This window comes from Paenibacillus qinlingensis, from assembly GCF_031455095.1.
GTDB lineage: Bacteria > Bacillota > Bacilli > Paenibacillales > NBRC-103111 > Paenibacillus_E > Paenibacillus_E qinlingensis_A.
Map to the genome: position 1 here is coordinate 59,748 of NZ_JAVDSB010000003.1, position 19,336 is coordinate 79,083.

At 47.2% G+C, this 19,336-nt stretch carries 15 protein-coding genes; 7 read left to right on the forward strand and 8 right to left on the reverse strand.

What is annotated here, in order from left to right:
• The first annotated feature begins 8 nt into the window (after positions 1–8).
• On the forward strand, positions 9–2,270 hold the full coding sequence (locus J2736_RS11145) for a glycosyl hydrolase family 95 catalytic domain-containing protein (RefSeq protein WP_310226465.1): 2,262 nt from the start codon (positions 9–11) through the stop codon (positions 2,268–2,270).
• 186 nt (positions 2,271–2,456) lie between these two features.
• On the opposite strand, the gene J2736_RS11150 is transcribed toward J2736_RS11145, so the two are convergent.
• Together J2736_RS11150 and J2736_RS11155 are read right to left on the reverse strand one after the other, a co-directional pair.
• Complete coding sequence (locus tag J2736_RS11150) at positions 2,457–2,933, reverse strand: CBO0543 family protein (protein ID WP_310226468.1); 477 nt, start codon at positions 2,931–2,933, stop codon at positions 2,457–2,459.
• Positions 2,934–3,043: 110 nt separating this feature from the next.
• Positions 3,044–4,120, reverse strand: coding sequence for a YncE family protein (locus tag J2736_RS11155; RefSeq protein WP_310226470.1), 1,077 nt, complete (start codon positions 4,118–4,120; stop codon positions 3,044–3,046).
• Positions 4,121–4,288: 168 nt separating this feature from the next.
• Between J2736_RS11155 and J2736_RS11160 the strand changes: the two genes are divergently transcribed.
• Complete coding sequence (locus J2736_RS11160; protein ID WP_310226473.1) at positions 4,289–5,179, forward strand: SMP-30/gluconolactonase/LRE family protein; 891 nt, start codon at positions 4,289–4,291, stop codon at positions 5,177–5,179.
• 47 nt (positions 5,180–5,226) lie between these two features.
• Here J2736_RS11160 and J2736_RS11165 read toward each other — a convergent pair whose 3' ends face one another.
• A complete protein-coding gene (locus J2736_RS11165; protein WP_310226475.1) occupies positions 5,227–6,093 on the reverse strand; it encodes an AraC family transcriptional regulator in 867 nt (288 codons plus the stop codon).
• Positions 6,094–6,237: 144 nt separating this feature from the next.
• Here J2736_RS11165 and J2736_RS11170 point away from each other — a divergent pair, with 144 nt between their 5' ends.
• Positions 6,238–8,220, forward strand: coding sequence for a glycoside hydrolase family 127 protein (locus J2736_RS11170; RefSeq protein WP_310226477.1), 1,983 nt, complete (start codon positions 6,238–6,240; stop codon positions 8,218–8,220).
• Between the two features lie 65 nt (positions 8,221–8,285).
• On the opposite strand, the gene J2736_RS11175 is transcribed toward J2736_RS11170, so the two are convergent.
• A complete protein-coding gene (locus J2736_RS11175; RefSeq protein ID WP_310226479.1) occupies positions 8,286–9,152 on the reverse strand; it encodes a phytanoyl-CoA dioxygenase family protein in 867 nt (288 codons plus the stop codon).
• A 139-nt stretch (positions 9,153–9,291) separates the two neighbouring features.
• Between J2736_RS11175 and J2736_RS11180 the strand changes: the two genes are divergently transcribed.
• The 3 genes from J2736_RS11180 (at position 9,292) to J2736_RS11190 (ending at position 13,018) form a co-directional block, all read left to right on the forward strand.
• The gene (locus J2736_RS11180) at positions 9,292–10,146 is read left to right on the forward strand and encodes an AraC family transcriptional regulator (RefSeq protein WP_310226482.1); all 855 of its coding nucleotides are present in this window, start codon (positions 9,292–9,294) and stop codon (positions 10,144–10,146) included.
• A gap of 89 nt (positions 10,147–10,235) precedes the next feature.
• A complete protein-coding gene (locus J2736_RS11185; protein ID WP_310226485.1) occupies positions 10,236–12,152 on the forward strand; it encodes a glucosidase family protein in 1,917 nt (638 codons plus the stop codon).
• Positions 12,153–12,307: 155 nt separating this feature from the next.
• Complete coding sequence (locus J2736_RS11190) at positions 12,308–13,018, forward strand: YebC/PmpR family DNA-binding transcriptional regulator (RefSeq protein WP_310226487.1); 711 nt, start codon at positions 12,308–12,310, stop codon at positions 13,016–13,018.
• Positions 13,019–13,093: 75 nt separating this feature from the next.
• On the opposite strand, the gene J2736_RS11195 is transcribed toward J2736_RS11190, so the two are convergent.
• Genes J2736_RS11195 through J2736_RS11210 form a run of 4 tightly spaced genes read right to left on the reverse strand, consistent with a single transcriptional unit; the run spans position 13,094 to position 17,662 of the window.
• Positions 13,094–13,786 (reverse strand): LrgB family protein, encoded by a 693-nt coding sequence (locus J2736_RS11195; RefSeq protein ID WP_310226489.1) that lies wholly within the window; start codon positions 13,784–13,786, stop codon positions 13,094–13,096.
• A complete protein-coding gene (locus tag J2736_RS11200) occupies positions 13,783–14,181 on the reverse strand; it encodes a CidA/LrgA family protein (RefSeq protein WP_310226492.1) in 399 nt (132 codons plus the stop codon). The genes J2736_RS11195 and J2736_RS11200 overlap by 4 nt, the downstream gene beginning before the upstream one ends.
• A gap of 49 nt (positions 14,182–14,230) precedes the next feature.
• Positions 14,231–16,039, reverse strand: coding sequence for a cache domain-containing sensor histidine kinase (locus tag J2736_RS11205; RefSeq protein ID WP_310226495.1), 1,809 nt, complete (start codon positions 16,037–16,039; stop codon positions 14,231–14,233).
• 3 nt (positions 16,040–16,042) lie between these two features.
• Positions 16,043–17,662, reverse strand: a complete 1,620-nt coding sequence (locus J2736_RS11210; protein WP_310226498.1) for a response regulator — start codon at positions 17,660–17,662, stop codon at positions 16,043–16,045.
• 223 nt (positions 17,663–17,885) lie between these two features.
• Between J2736_RS11210 and J2736_RS11215 the strand changes: the two genes are divergently transcribed.
• Complete coding sequence (locus J2736_RS11215; protein ID WP_310226500.1) at positions 17,886–19,286, forward strand: ABC transporter substrate-binding protein; 1,401 nt, start codon at positions 17,886–17,888, stop codon at positions 19,284–19,286.
• Positions 19,287–19,336 lie beyond the last annotated feature (50 nt).

Here is a 19,336-nt window from a genome sequence, read left to right on the forward strand (position 1 = left end):
ACTCTGGCATGGCAAGTAGTCAGATGAACGAGATTAATTTGGACGTAGATTGGCAAAAGTTTCTGGCACCGAACGACATGGAATGGGTTGTCAAGCCGGTTAGCTGGGATGAAGGTGCGTTCATCGGGAACGGGCTTGTCGGTGCCATGATTTACGGTGAAGAGCATGCGAAGAAACGAAATGTACTGCGTTTCGTGACGGGACGCACGGATGTCATCGCGACGCGGACGGATCGTCCAGGTTTTCCACCTCGTGTACCGATCGGTGAGCTGGACTTGGAGCTAGAAGGGATGATCTATCATCCGACGCAGCTCCGGTTGAATTTGTGGAATGCGGAAGTCAGTGGCCGGATCACAACAACGAAAGGCGAAGTGAAGCTTCGTGCTTTTGTTCATAGTGAAGAACCTGTCCTCTGTGTGGAGATTGAAACGCTGCGTGCAGAGACGGGGGCAGGATTGCAGTGGTATCCGCATGCGGAGGTTGACCCTGTATTGGTGAATGCGGATGGCATCAACTTAAACCAGTTCATTCCTGATGTTCAAGTTGAGAAGATGTTCCAGAATGAGGCAGCTGTCACTGTTCAAACGTATACGACGAATGAAGGCTGTGTAACGGCACTCAAAGAAATGCGATTGTCCGAGACGCGAAGCGTGTGGTATTTGTCAGTTGCCAAGGGCTGTGATGATCAAGCACGAGAAGAGGCTGTTCATGCGGTAATGAAAGCAGCCTCTACGACTTATGAGGAATGGATGGCTTCTCATCGTGCTTGGTGGCATCAGTATTATCAGCTAAGCTTTATCTCCATTCCGGATGGCCAACTTGAAAGCTTCTATTGGATTCAAATGTACAAACTGGCATCGGCAACGAGGGCTGATAAGCCGTTAATCGATAATCAAGGGCCATGGCTTGCGCCGACCCCCTGGGCAGGCGTATGGTTTAACATGAATGTGCAAATGAGTTATTCACCGGTATATACGTCTGGACGTCTAGCCATCGGAGAATCGCTTGTGCGCGCGTTTGAGGATCATTTTGAGCAATTAATACGCAATGTGCCTGAAAAGTTCCAATATGATTCCGCTGGACTTGGACGAAGCTGCAGTTTTGATCTGAATAGCCCCGTCGATGACGAAGTCGGGAATTTGACTTGGATATGCCATAGCTTGTGGAGGCATTATCGTTATACGATGGATGATCGATTGCTCAAGGATACACTGTATCCAATTCTGCATAGAAGTATCAATTACTATATTCATCTTCTAGAAGAAGGGGAGGATGGGTTTCTCCATCTGCCTCCGACGATCTCTCCAGAGTATGGTTCTTTTATGAAAACGAAGGTGAGCGATTGCCACTATGATTTGGCGCTCCTGCGTTGGGGGTGCGAGACGCTGTTGAGCATTTGTGATCGTGTGCAGACTGAGGATCCACTACAAGAAAGCTGGCGCAACGTATTGGAGAGATTAACACCTCTGCCAGTAGATGAGACGGGCTTTATGGTGGGGAAAGATACGCCGCTTGCGTATGGTCATAGACATTTTAGTCATTTACTAGCTGTATTCCCGCTTCATTTAATTGGATGTGATCGTGAAGAGGATCGAGAGCTCATAGCAAAGTCACTGCATCATTGGATTCAAAAGGAAGGCGATCTCCGAGGGTTCAGCTTAACTGGCGCTGCCTCCATAGCAGCAACCTTAGGCAGAGGAAGCGAGGCCTTGCGGTATTTGAAAGCGCTGATGCCGATCTTGAAGCCGAACACGATGTATAAAGAAGCTGGCCCCGTCATAGAGACGCCGCTAGCAGGAGCGGAAGCGATCCAAGATATGCTGCTCCAAAGCTGGGGCGGAACGTTACGCGTGTTCCCGGCGGTGCCGGAGGAATGGCGCGAAGCTGCTTTTCATGATTTGCGTGCAGAGGGCTCGTTCTTGGTAAGCGCTGTGCGGAAGGAAGGACGTACCTCATGGATTCGCGTGAAAAGCTTGGCAGGGGAGCCGTGCCTGATCAAGACGGGATGGCATGGTATCATTCGATGTCAAATCACTGGCAGCGAGGATGCTTACGTTACGGTATTGGACGATACCGAGGAGCTTATTGAAATTCATTTGGCGATAGGGGAAGAAGTCATTCTCTACCCAAGTGTTGAAAAGCCAGAGCTCACGATTCAGGAAGTCCGTGAGGTTGGAAGAGCGATTCGCCCGTTTGGCGGATTGAAGCCTTGGCGATTGTTTGGGTTTCCGACGATGGATGATGGTGACGGCGAGGGTATGGTGAGATGAAGCGCAACGTCTAGGGCAAGGCGAGATAAAGCGCGACGCCGAGGTATGGTGCTGCCAGCTACGTGCTTGCATACAAGAATAGTGCTCAAGCACGTCGACGTGGACTAACCCGGTGTTCACATGAATGTCCCACGCATCGTACGCCAAAAAAGATCCACCCTGCCACTTAACGCAGAGGTGGATCTTTTATTTACGACTTGTGAAATTTACGCCATGCCTTTTCGCGAGCACATAGAATCCATATACCCCAGAAACAGCGATGAAGTAACTGAGCGAGGTCCAACCGATCGTCCAGCCGTGACCATATTCAACTTTACCGACGAGATAAGCGATATATTCAAGGAAAGTCAATAAGATAGAAAGTGAAAGTAGGATCATGAACGGATGCTTTTTTTTGAAATCTATCCAGTAGATCCCGACACAGGCAGCCAAGGGATAGAGGCCAATGTCAAAAGGGAGCGCAGAAATCGTTTCATCATCCTCAATTTTAGGTGTGAAATCCCAAAATTCAACGTGATAGCCAAAAGCGTTAATCAGGGAAGAAATGATGGCAGAGACAGGAAATATAAGTATCGCAATGGTCGGTGCTTTCTTGTACCACGCGAGAGCAAATAACCACGGAATAATAAAACCTATAAGGATATTTACAAGTATACGTCCCACTCCTCTTGATCGTAGTTACTATCAAGTATGACCCGTACCTTTCAACTTAAACCCTTATAGCTTATACTTCTAATAGACGCTGGGCTCTGTTTCACCTTGTTGTGAGCACTCTAGTCCTGAATAACGGAGATCGTCTTTTCCCCTCCGACATACATACGATTCGTACGCGGGTTCAAAAGCAAAGACCCTGAGCCTTTGCCAACGCGGAGTTGTGTAAGCGGATTCAGACTGCTGCCATTATACACCTTTAACGGAACCGTTCCTGTCTCTGTAGATGCTGAAACGAACAAATGGTTCGTCCTCGGATTAATCAGCACATCCGAAAAAGTTGGCACGGTTAACGTGTTAATGATCTTGTTCGTCTTGCTGCAAACGACAAAGAGTCGGCCTTTTATAGAAATTTGTGCGCTTGAGATATAGATTCGGTTTGTAAGGGGATTTATCGTGATATCCCTTTGAAGTCGGCCGAGTTGAATTCTACGAACTTTCATCGTGCGAAGGTCTACAACTGAACAGTACCGGCTTAAGTTATTTGCCACATATAGTTGTTGGGTTTTCCTATCCAGCACGGGTGTGATGACGGGGTTTCTTCCGACTTTTACGGTACTAACAATTTTATTAGTAAGTCCATTAATGACGGACAACGAATCCGTAGTTGTATTGGTTACATAGATGCGGTTGGCCCATTCATTGACAAGCAATTGAGAGGGACGTCCGTTAAAAGCAATTCGTCTGTAAACTCCATTGGTATGTCCATTTATGACGACGACATCAGCGTTCTTCGAATTTAAAGAGATCGTCGATACATAAATAAAATTAGTATGTGTGTTAACTGCGATATGGTCACAGCGTTCACCAACTTTGATTGTGGATATAACACGATTGGTCCGACCGTTGATGACAGATACCGTACCATCGAAGAAGTTGGATGTATAGATGCGATTCGTCCGCGTATTAACAACCAAATGAGAAGCCATCTCACCTATTGGGATAGTGGTTATGATTTTATTAGTAATCGTATTCAGAACGGCTAGGTGATTGTCACCTTGGATAAAATAGACCCGATTCGTGATGGGATTGATCGCGAAGTGAACAGCAGGGCTGCTGACAGGAATCGTTGCAATCAGGCGTGGCAAGGATGCTTTGATTTTTTGCGTAGTTACACGGACTGCTTTACGGATAAGCATGCTGAATCCCCTCCCCCAAGACATGTGGTTCCTAAATCATATTCATGACCTTGCGGAAGGGGAACTGTTGATACAGAAGGAAGTTACAATCTTGCACAACTTTCATTGCATTGGCGCGTCAAAAAAGCAGGAAGATAACCAGCTACGAACAATATAGGAGGCGTTCATATGGAGCAGCAGTATACAGAATTAGCATTGATCTGGGATGGGAAGGCTCAGCTTGGTGAGGGTCCTGTTTGGGATCACCGTGCAGGTCAAATCATATGGGTTGATATCAATGGACAATCCGTTCACTTGCTAAACCCTGCTACAGAAACACATCGGACCATTCAGTTGGATCAAAAGGTTGGAGCAGCTGTACCACGTAAACAAGGTGGCCTGGTACTTGCCATGGAGCGAGGCTTTCATTTGCTTAATCTGGACTCGGAAGCATTGACCCCACTGTACGATCCAGAGAGCCATTTGCCTAACAATCGATTTAATGATGGTAAATGCGACCGGGCAGGGCGCTTCTGGGCGGGAACGATGGCTCAAAATGAGTCGGGCGCAACAGGTTCGCTATATTGTATGGACGTTGACGGTACAGTTCGTACCATCGAGGATGGCTGTATTACCGTATCTAATGGGTTAGGCTGGAGCCCGGATAACAAGACGATGTATTACATAGATTCTCCGACGCGGAAAGTGGTCGCTTATGCGTATGAGGCGGAAACAGGACATGTCTCTGATCCTCGCACCGTCATAACGATACCCGAAGGAGAAGGTTTTCCAGATGGGATGGCTGTGGATAACCGAGGCATGCTATGGATCGCACAGTGGGGAGGATGGCAAGTAGGTTGCTACAACCCCCTAAATGGTGAAAAAATAGGTTCAATTCCTGTCCCCGTGGAGCGAACAAGCTCTTGTGCATTTGGCGGAGAACATATGGATGAATTGTATATCACAACGGCTAGTGTTGGTGTCAGCGATGAGGATAGAGAGAAGCAACCCCATGCAGGCGGACTGTTTCGAATAAAGTTAGATGTAACGGGAGCACATGCGAATTTCTATGGTGGCTAACAGCGAATATAAGGAGTCTTCCAAATGGAAGGCTTCTTTTTTTGAAGCTAAGGCGAATACTGCTTACGGAACCGGAGTGGGGACATCCCGATGGCTGCTTTAAAGCAATTCGAGAAGTAAGGCGCGTTGAGGAACCCAATATGCTCAGCAATTCGCGCAATGGACCACTCCGTTTTGATCAGCAGCAGCTTCGCTTGTTCAATTCGGTATTCGTGCAGATAGGCCATGGGCGTGCAGTCATAGATTTCTTTCATGCACCGGACGATATAGTTGGGATGAAAATGAAACTCTTCGGCGAGTGAAGTATTCGTCACATCGGATTGATAATGTTGGCGCAAGTATGCTTCGATCTTATCGGCGAGCTTCAAGGCAGGTGACGCATCGGTACGGACTTGTTCAGCGTCAAGCAGTCGAAGCAATTCTATGAAAAGCTGCTGCTCGCTCCAATACGTTTCTAAGCGCTGGGAAGCGGAATCGGTCAACAGTTTGCGGAGATGCCGCTCTGCAAGTGCGAACTCCGGTGGAGAGCTATATTGTGGGATGCGAATCCGATATGGATTTTCCCAAGACTTGCGAACTTGCGGGTGAACTATGCCTAGATCTTGCTCCGACGTTTGCTCCCACACACCATGGAAGTCAAAGTGAATCCAATAGAAAATAGTCTCTGTGTCACAAGCTTTGACAGGATAATGGTAGCGGTCAGGGAGCAATAACAATGTCTGGCCTTCTTTCACTTCCCACTCATGCTCATCTTCACCCATATACAGAGCTCCTTTGGTCACCCAAAGAAGATCAAACATGCCTAGATTACGACGGCTTGGATGCATTTCACCTGGATGGTAGGTGGACAAGCCAATCATGAGGTAATAAGGCAGTGGAGGTAGTTCCATCCAGATATGGCCACTTTCACTCATCGTTTCTCCTCGCAGTTTCTGTGTTAAATTTTATATAAAATAGGTTGGTATTGTTCATAGTTTCTCTTTATTTATAAGGATAAACTGTAAGTAGTTGATAATCAAATGTTATATAAAAGTAACTGACAAGAGGAGAATCGACATATGGTGAATTCGACAAGTACACAGGCTGTTAGTAACAGGGTACGCATTCAAGATTCTTTTTGGGATCCGTTCATGGAACTTGTAAGAGGGACGGTTATTCCGTATCAATGGGATGCTTTAAATGATGCGATTGCTGATGCGGAGCCTAGTTATGCGATTCGTAATTTCCGTATCGCAGCAGGGCTGGAAGAAGGCGAATTTGGCGGTTTCGTGTTTCAAGATAGTGACCTTGCCAAGTGGCTCGAAGCGGTCGGTTATTCGCTCGCGATTACGGCGGATCCTCATTTAGAACAACTTGCAGATGATCTCATTGATGTAATTGGCAAAGCACAGCACGAGAACGGGTACATAAATACCTACTTTACGATCAAAGAGCCTGGTCAAGCTTGGACGAATTTGTATGAAGCGCATGAATTGTACTGTGCTGGTCATATGATGGAAGCGGCTGTTGCTTATTACGAAGCGACGGGTAAACGAAAACTGTTAGATATCATGTGCAAATTTGCGGACTATATCGAAACGGTGTTTGGCCATGAGCCCGGTCAATTACGCGGTTATGACGGACATCAAGAAATCGAGCTTGCACTCGTTAAGCTCTCAATGGCAACAGGGGAAGAACGCTATGTGAAGTTAGCTCAGTATTTTATTGATGAGCGGGGCGCAGTGCCGAACTTTTTCGTGGAAGAGTGTAAACAAAGAGATGGGATCAGCCATTGGTCGAAAAAGAAGCAACCGATACCGACAACAGCACAAGTGGCATACAATCAGGCACATAAGCCGGTTCGCGAGCAGGAAGTGGCCATCGGGCATTCGGTACGTGCTGTTTACATGTATACGGCTATGGCCGATCTTGCCAGATTGACCGGAGATCAAGAACTACTCGTTGCTTGCCGCCGTTTGTGGGACAACACAACGAAGAAACAAATGTACATCACGGGTGGTATTGGTTCAACGCATCATGGCGAAGCATTCACATTCGATTATGAGTTGCCCAACGATACGGTTTATGCAGAAACCTGTGCGTCAATCGGTCTCATCTTCTTTGCACAGCGCATGCTTCAGCTAGAGGCAAAGAGTGACTTTGCGGACGTCATGGAGCGGGCGTTGTATAACAATGTCATTGGCAGCATGTCACAGGATGGCAAGCATTATTTTTATGTGAATCCGCTTGAAGTTTGGCCGAAAGCCTCCGAATTGAATCCAGGTCGCTATCATGTCAAAGCAGAACGGCAGAAATGGTTTGGCTGCTCTTGCTGCCCGCCGAATGTGGCACGACTGCTTAGTTCTTTAAATAGATACATTTATACATCTTCTTCTGAGAAAAATACGGTCTACACGCATCTATTCATTGGCAGCAAGGCGCGCTTTGAGCTCGCTGTTGGCGAAGTTGAATTTATCCAACATTCGAAGCTTCCTTGGGAAGGTTATGTGCATATAGAGCTGACAGAAGCTCCACAGGAGAAGTGGACACTTGCGCTGCGTATCCCAGCGTGGAGTCGAGGGCGAGCGGTGTTGAAGATTAACGGCACTCTGACGACGTATGACACGATGAATGGCTATGCTTTGATTGAGCGGCAATGGGCAGTTGGCGACATTGTGGAGTGGGAGCCTGCGCTGGAAGCGCAGTTGACCTCCGCGCACCCACAGATTCGGGCGAACGCGGGCAAGGTTGCCATCGAACGTGGCCCCCTCGTGTATTGCTTGGAAGAAGTAGATAACAAGGCACCATTAGCCTCGGTATCGCTAGTAACAGCAGAGAAGCTGAAAGCTGCTTACGAGGCTGGATTATTAGGTGGAGCCGTCAGTGTTGAGGCAGAAGGCCTCGTCGATGAGGATGCGTCTTGGTCGGACGACACCCCGTATCGTCCGCTGGGCCTGCAAAAGGCTGCCGAGCGAGTGAAACTCAAGGCGGTGCCGTATTATCTATGGGGCAATCGAGGCGTAGGCGAGATGACCGTTTGGATTCGTCAGGGAAGCGTGTAAATGCTGGCATACAAAAACAAGCTAAAGTGAGCGCTTTAGCTTGTTTTTTGTACGTCCATTTATCACTATTCTGTGTGCTCAGGCCTACCTGCAAGCCAATCTTCTAGTGTAGCCACACGCGCGGGGAATTGATGACTCCTAGCTAGAAATCCTGTGCCGTGTTGCAACATGGGATCTTGATCTGTCGGTTGATAACGCAGGTCCACACTCCAGCGAACTTCATTGGACATGTTCGGAGTAGACATATGGAGGCAGCGATCATTGAAAAGAATGGCACTTCCAGCAGGTACCGGGAGGGCGACGGTTTCTGTTTTGCCGAGCTGACTATTCTTCAACGCGGTGTAACCTGTTCCTGTGTGGGTTTCCCGATGCCACTTGAGCACACGTTTCCGATGGGTCTGTGGCTTAATATGGAGGCACCCATTCACCTCATTGGCATCGACCAAAGGGATCCATACGGTTATGACGGGATTGGCATTTGCATCGGGCCAGTATGATTTATCTTGATGCCAAGGGACGGCGCCAGCAGCAACTTTGGGGACCTTCGGACGCACATTGTACACTGGATTCGCGAAAAGCTCTCCACCGATTAACGATTCGACTGCGTCCAAAATTTTGGGATTGCTCATCAGTGTGAAATAGCCTGGGATGCGATCTCGCCAGCTGCGGCCATACTTCAGGAAATTTTCGGCGGATAGATTTTGAAATAACTCAGCTAAGCGATATTGAAAGGGTCGGTGCTCAAGTTTATCAGGTATAAGACCATCTGCGAACAGCTCATTAGCAATCATCGAAACCTTCTGTGTCATCGCTTCTCGAGCAGAGGCTAAATCTTCTTTTGACAATAAATGGGGGATGATAAGATATCCTTGTTCCTCGTAAAATTGTGTTTGTTCGGTAGTTAAACTTCCGCTTGTATGTGATTTGATCACGCTACTCACCCTCCAACAAGTGTTGTAATATAGAAAATAATAACATTGGCTGCGGCTGTTGTATTTGCTCGTATGTTCATCTATTGATCAATTCTTCCGATCATTATTTTCTAAATTCACTAGGATAGTGAGGTCTCATATGTCACCCTTATCTGCCATTAATCCCAATGTAAGAGTAGGACACTATTACAAATTTCCAGTTGAACGAAATCAGGCTGAGGTCGGCAGGATTGGATACTGCTATGCCTTTCATTATGTTATTGGAGGGAAAGGAACGGTTTCCGTAAATGGGAAAACGTATCCTGTGAAGAAAGGCGACCTGATTTATTTTCCGCCGGAGGTGAAGCACTCTTTTTATGCGAATCCAGAGCAACCGTTAACTACGTACAACCTCTATTGTGATCTTTGGGATTATAAAATGGTAAGCAGTCAGCATCTCGTATGGCACGAGAATGACTTTAATCGCGACTTCCTTACAAAGATAGTTCCTTGTTCAGAGCTGGATTTGCTGCCGATCGTTACGCCAATCCAGCACGAGGCTTCACTTGGACAACTTTTTATTCATGCTGTGACTCAGCTGCGGAAAAATGACCGCTACTCGGAATTCATCGTAAGCCATCTAGTTAAAGCCTTACTGCTTGAGCTCGTTCAAATTGCGTCAACAACCTCATTTATCGATTACCGCATCGTGACTATTATCGAACGAATGGATCGGGAGGCGACGGCGAGCCGAGGATACGACGTATGGATGAAGGAATGTGGGCTTCGCAAAACCCAATTTCATGCGTTATTCAAGCAATCTACTGGCTTTTCGCCAAAAGCCTATTGGACCAAAGCCATCATGACGCAAGTGGAAGCTGCTCTGTGGGAGAGTAACCGTTCAATTACAGCCATTGCGGATGATTTCGGGTATTCGTCGGTCCACCATTTCACCAAACAATTCACGCAATTTCATGGCGTATCGCCAACTGAGTTTCGCAGAAGAAAAAGTTGATTGAAAGCAGACGCTAGCCTGCAGGGTCAAGTTGTCATAGAAATTATTTGTGAGAAGTAAATTTATATAGAACGGAAGGTGGTGGAAAGATGCGTTGGCATATAGGTGAAAAAGCCGGCATCGTTTGGGATATTCAACTCAGTGACCTTGCTCACCAGGATCATGTAGAAATGAGTGGTAAAGCGGTTTCTCTCATTGTGACGTACGGTGTAGATGCTAATGGCGGTGTAATACTCACTCGAAAAGTGGTCTGGCCTGGTCTGCGAACAATTCCAAATAACACGCATGCCAGCTTAATGGAGGAGTTCGGCCAGGAGCAATTGCCTGCTATGCGCGTAGAGGGGCAACTCGTCCAGGAGAAACTATACCGAGTTACTTTCGATGGCATGCTGCAGTTAGCGTCGGTCTCGGATCAAGGCGTACTCGTACGCAGAACCATATTTCCTGCGCGAAATTTACCCCATGCGTTAGAACGTGTAGAAGTTCAGAATATGACCGAAAGCGCGTTGCGGCTTGAGATTGCAGGGATCGCATCGACAACGTATCGTAGAGGGACCAAGGGGATTTATGCTGTGGAAGCGGGTCATGATGCGCCAGAGGATGTGGTTCTGGAAGCAGGAGAATCGTTGGTTTACAAGGGTTGGATTTGTGCGTCTACGTTACATAACCCAAAGCAAATCGTGGACATTGCAGGTGAAGAAGACAAACGGCGGCACTTCCTGGAGGAACTCGATGCATCTCTGAGGCTTGAAACACCTGAGCCGCACCTCAATCGTATGTTTGATTTAGCTAAAATTCGCGCTGCGGAAAGTGTTTTTCGCACCAATGGCGGTTTGATGCACTGTCCAGGTGGCGGCTCTTACTACGCGGCGGTATGGACCAACGATCAGGCGGAATATGCCGGGCCTTTTTTCCCTTTCCTCGGAGAGGCAGATGCGATGGAAGCTTCGTTGAATGCCTATCGATTATATAGGCCGTTCATGGGTCCTGCCTTCCAACCGATTCCTTCTTCGATCATTGCGGAAGGCATCGACATCTGGGAAGGAGCGGGTGATCGTGGCGACGCGGCCATGTATGCCTATGGTGCAGCCCGATTCGCGCTGGCAAGCGGCGTAATAGGAATAGCCGAGGAGCTGTGGCCGGCGATCGAATGGTGTTTGGCCTTTTGCAGGCAAAAGCTCACCAAGCATGGTGTAATTGCATCGGATTCGGATGAACTCGAGAATCGCTTTCCAAGCGGCGATGCCAATCTGTTCACATCATCTCTCGCTTATGGCGCCTTGATTTCTTCGGCACAGCTTGCTCGGGAATTGGCCAAGTCGGATAGGGCTGCTCAGTATGAGGCGGAAGCAGCCGATCTTCGGCAAGCGATTGAATCCCATTTTGGCGCGACCATAGAGGGGTATGAGACTTATCGGTATTATGAAGGGAATGACGTTCTACGATCTTGGATCTGCGTGCCGCTGACGATGAATATCTGGGAACGCAAGGAGCAAACCATCGCGGCATTGTTATCATTTCGGTTGTGGGTAAATGGCGGACTGGTCACCCAAGCCGGAGAAACGACGTATTGGGATCGTTCAACCTTGTATGCACTACGAGGCATTCTCTATTCCGGTGAAACCGAGCTAGGCATCACGCGATTACTCGAATATTCTCGCAACAGACTGCTTGGCGAACACGTTCCCTATGCGGTTGAAGCTTATCCAGAGGGGAATCAGCGCCATCTTTCTGCGGAGAGTGCGCTTTACGCGCGAGTGATTATAGAAGGATTATTCGGCATCGTGCCCACGGGACTTCGTTCATTTACCTGTGTTCCCAGGCTGCCTGAAGGCTGGAACTCCATGGCGCTTCGTTCGATTCGCGCGTTCGACATTTGTTGCGATCTGGTCGTTACTCGTTGTGACGAAGGGGTGTTTGTCGCATGTGTGACTCCAGATACGCAGGAAACTTATCTCTGGAATCTGGAAGGCTCGCTTACCATTCATCTTGGGGAAATCCAATAAATCCTCAGAATTTCTTCAAAAAATACTCCACACGTCGCTAGAAGTTTGATATTATCTATAATGACCAAATCTACAAGATCTGTGGAAACATTTTAATTTCGTGTGAAAATAGGTTATGATAGAGGAAGAAATCATAATAGAAAGTGGGATCCATAGTGGGACGTAAGTGGAATAACATAAAAGAGAAGAAAGCTTCAAATGACGCAAGTACGAGTCGAGTGTATGCGAAGTTCGGACTTGAAATCTATGTAGCAGCACGTAAAGGCGAGCCGGACCCTGAATCGAATCGCGCGTTGAAAGTCGTTCTTGAACGTGCCAAAACGTATAATGTACCGAAAGCGATCATTGATCGTGCCATCAATAAAGCCAAAGGCAGCTCCGATGAAATTTATGAAGAGCTTCGTTATGAAGGCTTCGGACCGAACGGTTCCATGGTTATTGTGGACACGCTAACGAATAATGTAAACCGTACCGCGTCAAGCGTGCGTGCCGCTTTTAGTAAAAATGGCGGTAACATGGGTGTAACAGGTTCTGTTGCGTACATGTTCGATGCAACAGCAGCGATCGGTATTGAAGATAAGAGTATCGACGAGGTTATGGAGATTCTAATGGAAGCGGACGTAAATGTGCGTGATCTTCTTGAAGAAGAAGACATGGTCATGGTGTATGCAGAGCCAGAGGAATTCCACGCCGTTCAAGAGGCACTCAAGAAGGCTGGCATTACGGAGTTTGCTGTTGCTGAGTTGACGATGATTGCTCAAAACAACGTCACGCTTTCCGATGATGCACAAGCTCAATTCGATAAAATGATTGATGCTTTAGAAGATTTGGAAGATGTTCAACAAGTGTATCATAACGTGGAATAGGTAGACAGAAATCAAAGAAGCCCTCAACCTGAAGCAAACGCTTCATGCTGGGGGCTTTATGCTTTTTATGCTAGACTAACTAAACCACCAATACACCGGAATAAACAAAATCGACGTCACGATCCCAGCGGCCCCCATGGCGAAGCCGCTCATGCTGCCTTCCTCTTCGGAATCCTTGAGGAGTCGTGCGGTGCCAATGCCGTGTGCCGCAGTTCCGACGGCGATGCCGATTGATAGCGCGTCTCGGATACCGAGCCATGACAGCAGCTTGCGGCCAATCATGCTCCCGAACAATCCGGTGAGCACGGTGAGCACAGCTGTTAACTCTGGCAAGCCGCCGAGATGGCGCGATATCTCCAAGGCGATCGGCGAGCTCACCGACTTCGGCAGCATGCTGAGGAGAATGTCGCGGCTTCCGCCGAGCAGTCCTACCAGCGCAGCGGCACCAAGGATGCCGGTTAGCGAACCAATGGTCACCGCGACCATGATGCTGGTGATATGCTTTTTGATCAATCCCGCATGCTTATACAGCGGAACACCTAGTGCAACAGTTGCTGGGCCAAGCAGCACGGTAATCATGTCGGCGCCAACCTTGTAGGCAGCATAAGGGATATGGAAGCTAAGCAGGATGCAGAGGATGAAGCCAGAACATACAAAAAGCGGATGCAGCCATCGCCACCGCTGATGAATGTACTGAGCAGCCGTGTAGGCTGCGATACTGAGTGCAATGCCGAAGATCGGGTTCATGAGCCAAGCGGAAGTTGTCATTTCATCCCGCCTTCGATGGTCTTTTGCCCGCTGGAACCGATTGGCATGCGTTGCGCCTGATCCTCACGACGTTGCAATTTAGACGTAATCAATCCAGTAACAAGTAGGACAGCAACCGAACTCCCTATGACGCCAACCCCGATGGATAGCCAATTTTGGCCGATCAGCGGAAAGAACGCCATTGTCCCCACGACAAAAGGCAGAAAAAACAACATCATGTGTCCAGTTAGCCAATTTGCCGTCGTTTCCACCCACTCTAGTTTAATGAGCTTCGTGAAAAGTGCGATTGTAAAGAGAATAAGTCCAATCACATTCCCCGGAAGCGGGACGTGAAAGCTGGTTTGAAGCCAAATACCAATCATATTAAAAGCTAGTAATATCGCGAGTCCTCGCATAAGGTCCCCCTGTCTGTTAGTCGCAAGTTGTCGATGTTGAACCATCCCCCTACCTTGCAGGAATTCGTATGCTTACCATTGTACCTTCACCTGGCCGACTTTCCAACTCAATTCCGTAAGAATCACCGAAATAGAAAACGATGCGATCATGCACATTTTTGATGCCAATATGTGTTTCATCGAGTGTGTCTGATGGTTGAGCTAGTCGATTTCGCAGGAGTTGCAGTTTCATTTCATCCATGCCAACTCCATTATCCTTCACTTGAATGAGTAAGTCATCCCCCGAAATGTGGGAAGATACCTCAAGCAGTCCTGCCCGACTACTCCGTTCCAGTCCATGTACGAAAGCATTTTCGATCAGCGGCTGTAACGAAAAGTGCAGCACTTGCAACGTCTCGCTATTCGCTGCCAGTTGTTCACGATACTGAATTTTTTCCCCGAAACGCAGCTGTTGGATTTTCACATATAGTCGAATGTGGATCAATTCCTCTTGCAGGGTAATCGTTTCCTTGCCAGTTTGAATATGAATGCGGAATAGGCGCCCAAGAATGCCAACCATTTCTCCGACATCGCGCTGTCCGCTCATAATGGCCTTCATTTGAATCGTTTCCAAGACATTGGCAAGAAAATGCGGATTAATCTGGCTTTTCAAAGCGCCATATTGCGCGACTTTTTGTTGGGCTTTGGCCATGGAGGAAAATTCAATATAGTTTTGCAGATCTTCTAACATTTTGCGAATCCCTTGGTACAGCACGCCGAACTCGTCTTGCCGATCAGAGCGAATATCGACATCGAAATTACCTAAGCCCACCATTTTTACCTTGCGACTTAGAAGAATGATCGGTTTCGTCACGCGCGCGGAAAGAATGAACATGAAGAGCACGGCAGTTCCTAGGGATAAGAAGGCTAACGCCAAAATAATTTTGATCAAAACCGTCGCTTGCTTCGTCATCTCTTTCTCATCGATAGATTGAATGACCTTCCACCCCGAGTAGGGCGAGGTCACGAAGTTAATGAACGAATTGGCACCGGCAAAATAAGCGTAAAAATTACCATTTTCATCATGTAGAACCGTTTGAAGCTTCTGAGGATCTAACGTAATCGGTACATTTGCAGTTGCAGGCGTACTTTCGGAGTTGTAAATACTGGCTCCCTCGCTATCCATAATGGCGAAGTTCCGTTTACTGGTTTCCGACAGTGTCAAAATTTCACGTAGCGAATCTAAGCGAATATCAATGAGCATAACTCCTAGCGGCTGCTTACTTCCGACCTTATTAATGACTCTCGCAATGGAAATAACAGGATCCTTGGCATTGACACGATGAAAAGGAAGGTGGGTCCCGAACAGCACGATACCGCCTTTGCTTTGCTGTGTCTGTATGTACCAGGCCTCCTTGGTGAAGTCTTTCACATCATAATCCGAGCGATTGAAGTTGGCCGAGTAGAAGACACGAGAACCTGCATAAATTTGCACGCTATCCACGTTTTTAATCGTCATTTCAATGGAACTGACAAAGTTCTCAATCGTGTTGCCATATTGAATAAGTTGATCATTGTTGTTCGCATCCCCGTCCGCGATCCAATGCGCTAACGCGTTCTGCAACTGTCCATCCATTTGCGCGTTGAGGGTGCCTTTTTCAATACTTTGCAAATATTGGTCAATATTGAAGGACAGGTTGGTGAGAATCAGGTTTGAGGAGCTTTGGTACTCATTTTTAACAGCTTGGATCGAAAAGAAATAGATAATGACCGAGATGATCAACAAGGGGACCGTGATAATCCCAATCATGAGTACGAATATCTGGTGATTCACATGTTTCATCCGATAGGTTTGCGAGAGCCGCCGCCATGCGTTCAAAGGTTACCACCCCCACTTTTTTCGATAGTCGGTAGGGGTCATATGCGTGATACTGCGGAACGTTTTGACGAAATGTTTGTAGCTTTTATACCCGCACATCGTGCATACATCGGTAACCAAGTATTCTGGCTTCTTCAAGCATTCTTGTGCATATTGGATACGAATTTCGGTCACAAACCGCATGTAATTCTTATCTAGTTTTCTTTTGAAAATACGACTTAAATACGAGGGGTTATAGAAGAAACGATCGGCAACCATTTGCAACGTAATATCTTGGTCAATATGCTCTTTAATATAAGCTTCAATATGTTCAAAAATAAGCACATCCGGGTGATTAGCTAGGGTGGACTCATTCCGATATACTTCGCTGACCTGCACCATCCATGCAGCAAGCCAGCTGAAGAGAGCCTCAAGCGTTCGGAAATCATCAACACACGTCAGTTTAAGCAGTTTCTCGCTGTAAACGCCTTCCACAGGAATTCCGTTTCGATGAGCGAAACGAAGGGTGATCGCGATGATTTCTTGTATAAAGGCGAATCCACGGTCCGTCGACGTGTGGGGCAAATGAGTGATTAAATCTTGGGCAAACTGGTGCATGAGCTGCTCAATATCCGTTGTATTGCCAGTTTCAAGACCAGAGATCACACGGTTCTTAACCCCTTCATCCAGGAGCAATCGTACATCTTTGGCACGGGCAGGAACCTCACTTACTTCAATCGGAAAGAGGACCTGTCGATTCGTTTGAAAATAGCGTTGGTACAGGGCTTGATCCGTTAGTCGGAGCCGTTGCGTTAATTGGGAACTGTCCGTTGTTGATCTGCCAATGGCCATAAATAAGCTGGAGTCGGTGGTTGAAAGAGAGGCATTCATAATCTCCTGCATGTTCTTATGATCTTCCATGACGGCGATTGCATAGCATTTTGCACGATCTATATAGACGAATAGGTGCATGGGAATACTTGTGCCATACATGGTTTCCAGAGCTGTCTGAATGCTATGCTCGGCTTTTTGGCGAAACGCTTTTCTTTCATAAGTTGGAGTGGTAGCTATAGGGAGCCAAGTTAAGACAAAGGGTTGATACGTAAACGCCATGCTTCCGAAGTCACGCAGCTGAAGAGAAATACCTTCCTCCCAAGCGGCATGCTCATCTTCCAAAAGGAATTTAACCAGTTGATTGTTCTTAAAGCTAGTAGTTTCTCTGGCCTGTTGTTCCAATTCCGTACGCAGGATCTTGTCGTTACGTCTTTGTTTAAGTGTTGCCATACAGCTTTGAATCGTTGACAAGCTTTCCTCATATTCCATAGGCTTAAGAAGGAAAGCATGCACGCCGCCAAGGCGAATTGCCTTTTGAGCATAGTCAAAGTCATTGAATCCAGTCAATATGATAAAGAGGGTATCCGGCAGTGCCGCTCGAATGTGTTCAATCATCTGAAGTCCGTCCATCTCTGGCATACGAATATCGGTAATGATCAGGTCGGGTTCCTCGCGTAGTGCAGTGAGCATGCCCTCCCTGCCATTATCAGCTTCAACAATCGTAGTGACACCAAGCTCTGACCAATTAAAATAGTGATGTAAACCAGCTCGGATCAAATGTTCATCCTCGACAATTAGCAGTTTATACATGAAGTTCCCCCAGATTGTTAGGACTTGAAACCGTTCTATTTATAAAGTATACCATTAAAATTATTGAAAAAGAGGCAGTCATTTGCTAGAAACCGAACAAGTCAGAATACGACCATGAATGTAAAGATACAGGGATTCTTCTTGTTTTCAATATGATTTATGCTTAGCGCAAGGAATGAAACGAAAGCGATTTTATTCCACAAATGATAACGGGGGTGCTCAAATGAGGGCTATGAAAAAAGGGCTTATGACACTGATCGGCGTTGCTCTTGTCGGGTCACAGTTAGTTGCATGTACGAACACATCGACGAATACACCAACGAACACAGCCACGAGTACTGAGAGTGGTAAGACGACTTCACCAAGTCCGGTGGCTGCGAAGCCAGTCGAGATTACGTGGTGGAATTTCCCGAACTTTCAACCGCTTGATGGAGAAGTTGGGAAATATGAGAAGGGGATTATTGCTGCTTTTAACAAGAAACATCCCGAGATTAAAGTTAACCTAGAGATGATTACGTTTGAAGGTGGTCCCCAAAAACTGAACGTTGCCATCGCTTCGAACTCGGCGCCAGATGTGATCTACGATGCTCCGGGACGTATCATTGACTGGGGGAAGAAGAAGCTTCTTGCTCCGCTGAATGACATCGTGACAGAAGATGTGAAGAAAGATATTACGCCAGCACTATGGAAGCAATCCATGGTTGGCGATCAGATCTACATGTATCCGATCAACACAGCGCCGTTCATGATGGCTGTAAATAAGAGCGTTTTTGAGAAAATCGGTGCCCTCGATTTGCTTCCATTAAGCCGTCCTGATCGTACTTGGACTGTGGCTGAATATGAGAAAGCGCTGCAAGCCGTAAAGGAGAAAGCGCCAGAAATTATTCCAACTGGCTTCTTTGCTAAAAGCACCGCAGGTGACCAAGGAACACGGGCATACATTGCAAACTTAGGTGTTTCAAGATTTCTAAGCGAGGATAATTCCAAAGTAGCCATCAACACCGACAATGCTGCTAAAGCACTGGATTGGGTCGTCAAAGCGACGAAGGATAAGCTCAGTGTCACTGGCTCAGCTTCGCTTGCAGCTGCAGATGTAAACGATTTATTCCTACAGGGGAAGTTAGCTTTTACACTCAACTACTCCGCTGTGCTGAAAGCGCAAAATGTACCGAACAAAAAAGTGCAATTCGAAGACATTCTCCTGCCGTTCCCTACGATGGATGGATCCAAGCCAAAGCTTGAGCCGTATTTGGGTGGTATGGCGGTGTTCAATAATGGGAATGCCGACAAGATTACAGCTTCCAAAAAACTTATCGACTTCATTGCAAACGATCCTGAATACGCCAAGAAGAACTTAATTCAAACGGGTGGACTCTCTGTTCGAACGTCCGTTACAGGTCTCTATAACGATCCTGAATACAAATACGCAGAAATCGCGCGTGAATTCATTACCGATGCACCTACAATCGCGGATGGCTATGCGGAAATTCGTACCTTCTGGTTCCCTGAGCTGCAACGTGCACTAACTGGCGGAGCAACAGGGAAAGAAGCGCTCGACGCCTTTGCTGCCAAAGCGAATGAAGCCATCGCCAAGGCCAAAAAAGATCAAGCAGCTACCAAATAAACGAGAGGCATGCCCTCTGGGAGTAGAGTGCGTGCGTGCTCTACTCTTTT